This is a genomic window from Rahnella victoriana, assembly GCF_004330295.1.
In the GTDB taxonomy this organism is placed as follows: domain Bacteria; phylum Pseudomonadota; class Gammaproteobacteria; order Enterobacterales; family Enterobacteriaceae; genus Rahnella; species Rahnella victoriana.
Window position 1 is genome coordinate 120436 of record NZ_SJOJ01000016.1, and the last position, 9085, is coordinate 129520.

At 51.4% G+C, this 9085-nt stretch carries 7 protein-coding genes; 3 read left to right on the top strand and 4 right to left on the bottom strand.

From position 1 onward, the window contains the following. The first annotated feature begins 2 nt into the window (after window positions 1-2). Complete coding sequence (locus EYY67_RS15015) at window positions 3-1562, top strand: glycoside hydrolase family 43 protein (protein ID WP_119822440.1); 1560 nt, start codon at window positions 3-5, stop codon at window positions 1560-1562. A 38-nt stretch (window positions 1563-1600) separates the two neighbouring features. Here EYY67_RS15015 and EYY67_RS15020 read toward each other — a convergent pair whose 3' ends face one another. The 4 genes from EYY67_RS15020 to EYY67_RS15035 all read right to left on the bottom strand — a co-directional run bounded on the left by EYY67_RS15020 (window position 1601) and on the right by EYY67_RS15035 (window position 6059). Further along, a complete protein-coding gene (locus tag EYY67_RS15020) occupies window positions 1601-3034 on the bottom strand; it encodes a 6-phospho-beta-glucosidase (protein WP_119822441.1) in 1434 nt (477 codons plus the stop codon). Between the two features lie 56 nt (window positions 3035-3090). Continuing rightward, the gene (locus tag EYY67_RS15025) at window positions 3091-4623 is read right to left on the bottom strand and encodes a PTS transporter subunit EIIC (protein ID WP_119822442.1); all 1533 of its coding nucleotides are present in this window, start codon (window positions 4621-4623) and stop codon (window positions 3091-3093) included. 147 nt (window positions 4624-4770) lie between these two features. Beyond that, on the bottom strand, window positions 4771-5511 hold the full coding sequence (locus tag EYY67_RS15030) for a MurR/RpiR family transcriptional regulator (RefSeq protein WP_095924489.1): 741 nt from the start codon (window positions 5509-5511) through the stop codon (window positions 4771-4773). 44 nt (window positions 5512-5555) lie between these two features. Further along, on the bottom strand, window positions 5556-6059 hold the full coding sequence (locus tag EYY67_RS15035) for a GNAT family N-acetyltransferase (RefSeq protein ID WP_095924490.1): 504 nt from the start codon (window positions 6057-6059) through the stop codon (window positions 5556-5558). A 259-nt stretch (window positions 6060-6318) separates the two neighbouring features. Between EYY67_RS15035 and EYY67_RS15040 the strand changes: the two genes are divergently transcribed. After that, the gene (locus tag EYY67_RS15040) at window positions 6319-7509 is read left to right on the top strand and encodes a YjgN family protein (protein WP_131693804.1); all 1191 of its coding nucleotides are present in this window, start codon (window positions 6319-6321) and stop codon (window positions 7507-7509) included. Window positions 7510-7512: 3 nt separating this feature from the next. Next, window positions 7513-8550, top strand: a complete 1038-nt coding sequence (locus EYY67_RS15045; protein WP_131693805.1) for a M48 family metallopeptidase — start codon at window positions 7513-7515, stop codon at window positions 8548-8550. Window positions 8551-9085 lie beyond the last annotated feature (535 nt).

The window sequence follows — 9085 nt, forward strand, 5'->3', positions numbered from 1 at the left end:
ATATGGAGATGACTAACCACTCTGGCTGGCATGCCGATTTGGGTGACGGGCATTATCAGAATCCTGTTTTGCATGCAGATTATTCAGACCCGGATATTGTCTGTGTGGGCGACGATATTTACATGGTGGCCTCGAGTTTTAATCATATTCCGGGTCTGCCCGTGCTTCATTCAACCGATCTGGTGAACTGGAAGATTATTAACCATGTTGTGCAGCGGATTAACTATCCGGCCTATGACAGTGTGCAGCCCGGAAAAGGGATCTGGGCGCCGAGTATTCGTTATCACAAGGGCTTGTTCTGGGTGTTTTACAGCATGCCCGATGAAGGCATTTTTATGTCTTACGCCGAAGATCCGGCTAAAGACTGGAGCGAGCCGCATTGTATTAAAGCGGTGAAGGGCTGGATCGACCCTTGTCCGTTCTGGGATGAAGACGGGCGCGCATGGCTGGTTCATGCATTTGCCTATAGCCGTTCCGGGATCAAACATCAGTTACAGCTTTGCGAAATGGCTCCTGACGCAACATCACTGCTCGACCAGGGCCAAATCATTTTTGATGGCGCAGTTTCCCATCCGACCATTGAGGGGCCAAAAGTCTACCGGCGTAATGGTTGGTATTATATTTTTGCGCCTGCCGGAGGCGTCGAAAGTGGCTGGCAGACCGTATTACGCTCCCGCCAGATGAGCGGCCCGTTTGAGGTTCGCGATGTTTTGCATCAGGGCACCTCGAAAGTGAACGGTCCCCACCAGGGTGGCTGGGTGGAACTGAAAAATGGCGAATGTTGGTTTGTTCATTTTCAGGATGCCGCCCACAATGGCCGGATAGTGCATTTGCAGCCCCTGCGCTGGAACCACGACGACTGGCCGGAAATCGGCGAAGAAATGAATGCTGAAGGACTGGGGCAGCCGGTATCCATGTATGTTAAACCCGCCGTCTATCCGCACGGATTGCGATGCGATCCGCAAACGTCGGACAGTTTTGCAGAGGGGCGCTTCGGTCTGCAATGGCAGTGGCAGGCTAACCCGCAACGTGACTGGATTATCCCGTCGCCGGCGGGCCTTAAAGTGGCCTGCCGTCCATTTGGCGCACGGTCTTTATATGACACGCCACAACTGCTTTTGCAGAAATTCCCGGCACCAGAATTCACGGTGACCACACGTTTGGATCCGCATTTTAACCACGACGGTGAGCAAAGTGGTTTGATAATGTATGGCGAAAGATACGGCGCGGTTTCGGTGTGCCAGCAGGAAGGCAAGTGGGTGCTGGTGTTTGACTTCGGGTGGATGAGTGATAAAGGCGTTCTGAGCCAGGAAAGAACCGTGCTGGCGGCACTCATTCGCCATGAGGCGGTGTTCATCAGGGCAGAGGTATTGCAACGTGGCATCTGCCATTTCTTTTTCAGACAGGCCGAAACCGAAGACTGGAAAGCGGTTGCACCTCCATTAGCCATTTCTGCAGGGAAGTGGGTGGGGGCGAAAACCGGCATTTACTCGGCGGCGTCAGAAGTGAATTCTGATACGGGATACGGCGAGTTTTCATATTTCCAGATGAGCGCCCGATAATCCATAAAGCCAGCTCGCGAGAGCTGGCTATCATCTTCTTAAAGTACGTCCCCGTTACTCTCAATCACTTTCTGATACCAGCCGAAACTCTCCTTTTTCGAGCGTGCCATTGTGCCGCTGCCATCATCGTTTTTATCGACGTGAATGAAGCCATAACGTTTGCTGTACTGCCCGGTGGTAAACGACACGCAGTCGATGCAGCCCCACGGCGTATAACCCATCAGATCCACACCGTCTTCCAGCACGGCTTTTTTCATCTGCTCAATGTGCGCTTTCAGATAGGCGATGCGGTAATCGTCGTGGATCACGCCATCGTCACCCGCTTTATCAATCGCACCGAAGCCATTTTCCACAATAAACAGTGGCTTCTGGTAACGCTCGTACAGGATATTCAGGGTGTAGCGCAGACCGACCGGATCAATCTGCCAGCCCCAGTCGGAGGCTTTTACGTGCGGATTCGGCACGCTGCCCGCAAAGCCGGACAAGCCGTTATCATCACTCGGATTGTGCGCGGAAATGGCGTTGCTCATGTAATAGCTCAGGCCGATGTAATCCGCGCAGCCGTCACGCAGCGCCTGCAAATCGCCGTCTTCCATTTTGATGTTGAAGCCACGGCGTTCCCACTCTTTCAGGGCATAGGCCGGGTAATAACCGCGCATATGCACGTCGCTGAACAGGAAACGTTCGTGCATCGCCTCAACGGAATACATCACGTCGTCCGGATGGCAGGAGAACGGATACAGCGGCACCATGGCGATCATGCAGCCAATCTGGAAATCAGGGTTGATGTCATGGCCGAGTTTCACCACTTTGGCGCTGGCCACGAACTGGTGATGCAGCACCTGATACATGGTTTCTTCCGGATTTTCATGCTCGGTGAACACCACGCCGGAACAGCAATAACCGAACAGCGGGTATTTCCAGTTACGCTGGTTATTGATCTCGTTAAAGGTCATCCAGTATTTCACTTTGCCTTTATAACGCTCCATCACCACCTGACTGAAACGCACAAAGAAATCTACCACCTGACGGTTTTTCCAGCCGCCGTATTCCTTCACCAGATGCCATGGCATTTCGAAGTGGGAAAGGGTGATCACCGGCTCGATATTGTGTTTGAGCAGCTCATCAAACATGTCGTCATAGAATTGCAGACCGGCTTCGTTTGGCTGTAACTCGTCACCGTTCGGGAAGATACGCGTCCAGGCAATCGAGGTGCGGAAGCATTTGAAGCCCATCTCAGCGAATAACGCGATGTCTTCTTTGTAGTGCGAGTAGAAATCGACAGCTTCGTGGTTCGGATAGCTGTAACCGTCCAGCACGCCGTCGGTCATCACGCGATCCACGCCGTGCGCGCCGCCGGAAAGGACGTCACAAATGCTGATGCCTTTGCCGCCCTGGTTCCAGCCGCCTTCAACCTGATGCGCCGCAACCGCGCCGCCCCATAAGAAATCTTTTGGTAACTGATGACTCATTCCGTTCTCCCTTGATGCGGGCGGAAACTCCCGCCCGATACACTGTAATTTAAGACTTAATTCATTTCGGCCTGTGTGGCGCGTCGGGTTTCTGCCTGCACTTTTTTGGTCGCGGCAACGTCGGGTTCATCTTTAAATCCGACCAGCCAGGTGAACAGCGCGCCGAGCACAAAGGCGACGGTAATCGACAGCAGGAAACCGAGGAACTGCGGCATGTGGCCTTCTTTGAAGAACACCGGCAGCACGGCGATACCCGGCAGGCAGTAACTCCAGGAAACGGCATTAAAGGAACCGGCAATTGCACCGCCGATACCGCCCGCGACACAGCTGCACAGGAAAGGTTTTTTCAGGCGCAGCGCCACACCGTAAATGGCGGGTTCGGTGATACCGAACAGGCCGGTGACGCCAGCCGACAATGAGATACCTTTCATTTCGCGGCTGCGGGTTTTCAGGTACACGCCGAACATGCTGCCGGTCATCGCGAAGACAGCTGACGCCTGCAGGCCGGTGAAGGTGTCGTAACCCAGTGTGGCGTAGTTGCCGACGGTGACCGGCGTAATGCCCCAGTGAACGCCCAGCGTCACCAGTGGCTGCCAGAACGCACCCACCACGAATCCGGCAATGGTCGGGCTGAGGTGATAGAGGTAGTTGTACACGCCGCCAATCGCGCCACCAATCAGGTTACCGACCGGGCCAAACACCAGCAGGGTCATCGGCACCATAATGGCGATACAGAACATCGGCGTGAACAGGTTACGGATCACCACCGGCAGGACTTTATTGAAGAAATGTTCGATGTACGACATCGCCCAGACCATCAGAATGATCGGGATAACCGACGCGGTGTAACTGAGGTATTTCACCGGAATGCCGAGGAAATCGAGCGTCGGCGCGGACACAGGAATACCGACCACGTTTTGCAGAATATTGGCGATATCAGGATTGCTCACGGCTTCACGCATCAGTTGCTGCATGGCCGGATCGGCGGAATTGATCGACGTGATTTTAAACGCCGTTAGCATATTCATGTAATCAGGGCTGATCAGCGCGCAGGCCGTAATCACCGCTGTGAAAGGATTGACGTTGAATTTTTTCGCGGCAGTGAACGCAATCATTACCGGCAGGAAGGTAAACGCCGTCCATGACACAAAGTTGAGAATACGGTAGGTGCCGCTGTTGGCGTCCATAATCCCGACGGCGGCCAGGAAGGAAATAATCCCCTGCAAGATACCGCAGGCGGCCAGCTGATAAAGGAAAGGGGTAAAGATGCTGGAGATCACGTCCATCACGCGGCTGACGATGCCGACATTGGGCGCGGAGACCGGGGCGTTTTCATCAATCTCAATCAGTTTCAGCACCTGCTTATAGGCATCGCTGACATGGTTGCCGATAACGACCTGCATCTGACCGCCGGCCTCAATCACGGTAATCACGCCTTTCACCCGTTTTAATTCTTCTTTATCGACGGCTTTATTATCTTTAAGAACGAAACGTAATCGGGTGGCACAATGTGTGACGCTAATCACATTATTATCGCCGCCAATATATTTAACAATATCCTGAGCTGTTTGAGCGTAATCAATGGCCATTATTTATTATTCTCCTGCGGGTATACAGAGGTGAGCTTTTTTGTTTTTTTACTCGTTGGCAGGAGTGTAGCAAAAGAAAGGGTATTGTCACGATATAACAAAAAACAGGTTGGGTGATTTGTTACATCTTAAAAACACCCTGTTTTTTCATTGCGCTGTGTCACGTTTTATTAAAGGTAATTTTTTTCCGATGGTCTCAATAATATAAAGTACCGGGATCTGAGTGGTAATATTGTATTCCCCCTCAAGCACAATTTGCGGCATGTGATAGGAGATGTTGAGGTCTGCCATCCGCGCCAGTGTTGAGGTCTCACTGTTGGTCAGGCTGATGATCTTGCAATTGTGCTGACTGAACTGGGTGGCGAAACGCAGCACTTCTTCCGTTTCACCGGAAACAGAAAGAATAATCGCAATGGCGTCTTTATACATGTCGCTGTTGATCGGAAAATAAGGGTCATCAATAAAGGTGCTGAATTTACCGACGTTAGAGAAAAAACGTGCGCTGTATTTTCCTAATGAACCCGATGTCCCGACGCCGACAAATATAATGCGTTGCGCCCCGGCAATCTGGCGGGCCGCGTTATCTAATAATTCATCGAACTCGCTGTTATTAATACTTTTAAAATAACTGATGATCTCGCTGATCCCAAAAGACACCGGCGGTTTTTCTTCATGTTCTAAAAACAGTTTAAAACGGATACGAAACTCGGAGTAACCTTCGCAGTCCATTTTCTTGCAGAAGCGCAACACCGTAGTGGTGGACACCCCGGCGGCATCCGCCAGTTCACGAATGGTCATGTACATCACTTTATCGCCGTTTTTGACGATGTAGTTGTAAACCGTCAGCTCCAGTTCGTTTAACGCTGAAATGGCTTTATGTGTGAACATTCAGATGCCTGTTTGCAAAGAGCTAATAAAGAACGAAAACGGTGTCAGAGATGTTTTAACATCGTCACTTCACAATCGACATGGCCGGTGTTGCCGAGTGCGCTGTCAATGTGGTGGAAACCCAGACGCTCATACAGGGCGATGGCCTGTGTCAGGCTGGCAGTGGTTTCCAGATAGCAGCGGCCAAAGCCCTGCTGGCGCGCATGTTCAATGGCCTGTAATGCCAGACGTTTTGCCAGCCCCTGACCGCGCAGCGCAGGCATGAAATACATCTTCTGCAATTCACAGAGATCGTTATCCGCACCGGATAACGGCGCAACACCGCCGCCGCCCGCGACTACCCCGTCAAGTTCCACCACCCAGTAAGCACAGCGCGGCTGACTGTAGGTTTCAAACAGGTGATCCAGATTGGGATCAGCCACGGTATAGCCTTTATCGGCGGTCAGGCCAAATTCGGCAGAAACGTGGCGGATCACGTTGGCGATGGCAGCATTATCTTCATGGCGGATCGGGCGCACCAACACGCTGACAGGCAGGGAGGTCGTCATGTTACTCACTCAGTTTCTATAACAGGCAATCAAACAGACCGTTTTAATACCATTTTAGGGCGTGCCGATGCAACGCCGCAGGCGTTCTCCGGTGGTTTTACTTAACTCAAATGAGAATTTTTTTCATTGGCAGGCGCAATAATCCATTGCCTGAAAGTACAGGTACATGATTAAATCTTCATCGTTACACAATGTGCTATGCCCCTTTCTTTATTTTAAGAAAGGCGGTTTCCCATTCCTTTCAGGACGAAAGATAAAAATGTCAGATAATAATCAATTCAACGATAACCTTCATCAGGTTCGTTTTCATGGCAAGGGCGGAGAATATTTCGCAATATGGCTGGTTAATGCATTATTAACCATCATCACTCTGGGGGTTTATTCGGCATGGGCGACCGTTCGCCGTCGTCGTTATTTCCTGGGAAATACCGAAATTAATGGCGACCGGTTTGATTATCACGCCAAACCCATTCAGATATTGAAAGGGCGTTTGCTGGTGGTGGGCGGTATTATCGTTTTCTATATTCTGGCCGCAATATTACCGCAACTGGCATTGCTCATCGCGCTGGCCTTCCTCGCGTTGTTGCCGTGGGTGGTGATCCGCAGCTGGCGTTATAACGCCATCATGACCAGTTACCGTGGCGTGCGTTTTAACTATCACTGCAAAGTCGGGCGTGCTTACTGGACAATGTATCTGTGTCCGATTCTGTTAATGCTGGCGCTGTATATTCCGATCACGGCCGTGGTATTAATTGCCGTTCAGATGGCCAGTATCAGCGCGATCCTGATCAGTGTGGTGTTAGTGGCGGTGGCATTGGTACCGGGCGTGGCTGCGGTGCAGGGTATTATCAGCGCCATGACTCACGACCTGTATGTGAATAATCTCTTTTTCGGAAATACCGCTTTCCGCGCTGATCTGAAAAAAGCGGCGTTTATTAAATATAGCCTGCTGGGCATTGTTTTATTCCTGCCTTTCCTGATCGTCGCCCTGTGGCTGATGGGTTCATTCTTCACCACGCTCTTACAAATGGCGTATATGGGCGGCATGTCTGAGGACATGGCGGGTGCGATGCTGATGAGCAATTTATTCAGCTTCATCCTGGCCTTCGTCATTATGTTTGTCGGCGCACTGGTCGTGGCGAGCTATCAGGTGGTCGCGGTGCGTAATTACGTCTTTAACCAGACGCAAATCGGTGACCGCGTCAGACTGCGCTCCTCCATGAAAACCGCCTCTTATCTTGGCCTGCTGTTCACCAATGCCCTGATTGTGGTGTTTTCGCTGGGGCTGGCGACGCCGGTCGCGCATGTCCGCTCCGCACGTTATATGGCGGCCTGCACCGCGGTGACTGGTGATTTGTCGCTGCTGGAAGTTCAGGCGCATACCGACAATGCCAATACCGCCGTGGCGGAAGAAGTCGCTCAGGCGTTTGATCTCGGCGTCGGAATGTAATGCATGATCATTGAAGGCTTTTATCAGCCTCCGGGACGGGCAGCACGTGAGGCTGCCCGCCTTTTTTTGGCGGATGACCCGCACCTGACGCTGGAAGCTGAAAACCTTAACCCGACGTTTTCTCTCAGCGATGTCGAAATATCTGATGCGCTGGGGACGATCCCGCTGTTTCTGACGTTCCCCGATGGCGGCCGTTTTGTGCCTGCCAGTGACAGCGCGTTCCGCCACTGGTTGCGCCAGCACCGCAGGCTGGGCTGGATATACCGCATGGAAAGCCATAAACGCGGTGTGCTTCTCACACTGGCAGCGACCTGCCTGCTGATTTTCTTTTATATCTACGGATTATTGCCGTGGGCCAGCAATGTGATTGCGCAGCGGATCCCCACGGCGATAGAACAAAATCTGGGGCGTCATACGCTGACACTTCTGCGTGCCAGTGATTTCAGGGATTCCGCCTTACCGGAAGATAAGCAGAAAGCCCTTCAGCAACTTTTTCAGCACGTTATTCCGCCTGCGTTACAGCACGACCGCACACCGGTACGGCTGAAGCTGATGAATATCCCGGACGTCGCCAATGCCTTTATGCTGGCGGATGGCACGCTGGTGCTCAGCGATAAGCTGGTGGCGCTCAGCCCCGGAGACGACGCACTGGCCGGGGTGATGCTGCATGAAATGGGGCATCACGCTTACCGCCACCCGATGCGCATGCTGGTGAGGTCTTCGCTGGTCTCTCTGACGTTGTTGTGGATGACGGGGGACGTGAGCGGTATCGGCGATACCCTGTTGCAAACCGCATCACTGGCGAATGAGTTACAGTTTTCGCGCGGGATGGAGCGTGAAGCGGATGACTGGGCAATAGCTGAAATGCAGCGGGAAGGGCGTTCGCTGGAACCGATGGCTGAGATTTACAGCCGGTTATCTGCAGAGGGGCAGGATGAGAAAATAAAGGGATATTTGCCTGACTGGCTGAGTACGCATCCTGCGATGCCTTCCCGGATACAACACATCAGGGACGCGGCAAAGACGTCATATTCACAATGAGAAAACTGACGGGCTCCTGAAAAGAGCCCGTCAGTGTTAACGCGTTTACTCGTAGGTCACCGTGAAGTTCGCGACCGCATTGGCTGTCCCGCCAGTGATGATCTCTTCGGTTTGTATATACGCGGCGGTCAGCGGAACCACGCACGATCAGAACAATGCTATCGGGGCCAATCGTTTTCTAGCAACTTTGGACCGAAGATTACAGCCTAAAAAATTCTTTCAAAATAAAAGTCTGAATAAATAACAGGTTGTTAATAAAAAACGAGGGCAGCGTTACTTTTGACGTTGCTGTTATTTTTATTATTATCTATTAAAGTAATTGTTTCCTACTTGATGATTTTTAGTTGTGTTATTTTTAATAAGAAGATGCTTGTTATTATAATTCCTTTGTCTTCATGAGGTTGCATTCTTATTTTTGCGTCATTTTGATGAGAGCATGATGATTTTTATGACCTAAGCTGTTGTCACTCATGTGAATGTTAGCCTGACATTAATATTTATACTTCCGGTAGTGATAATTAGTGTACTCTTAATA

Coding starts and splice junctions, on each gene's coding strand:
- EYY67_RS15020 (WP_119822441.1), bottom strand. CDS start 3,034: ATGAGTCATCAGTTACCAAAAGATTTCTTATGGGGCGGCGCGGTTGCG.
- EYY67_RS15030 (WP_095924489.1), bottom strand. CDS start 5,511: ATGTTCACACATAAAGCCATTTCAGCGTTAAACGAACTGGAGCTGACG.
- EYY67_RS15035 (WP_095924490.1), bottom strand. CDS start 6,059: ATGACGACCTCCCTGCCTGTCAGCGTGTTGGTGCGCCCGATCCGCCAT.
- EYY67_RS15045 (WP_131693805.1), top strand. CDS start 7,513: ATGATCATTGAAGGCTTTTATCAGCCTCCGGGACGGGCAGCACGTGAG.
- EYY67_RS15040 (WP_131693804.1), top strand. CDS start 6,319: ATGTCAGATAATAATCAATTCAACGATAACCTTCATCAGGTTCGTTTT.
- EYY67_RS15015 (WP_119822440.1), top strand. CDS start 3: ATGGAGATGACTAACCACTCTGGCTGGCATGCCGATTTGGGTGACGGG.
- EYY67_RS15025 (WP_119822442.1), bottom strand. CDS start 4,623: ATGGCCATTGATTACGCTCAAACAGCTCAGGATATTGTTAAATATATT.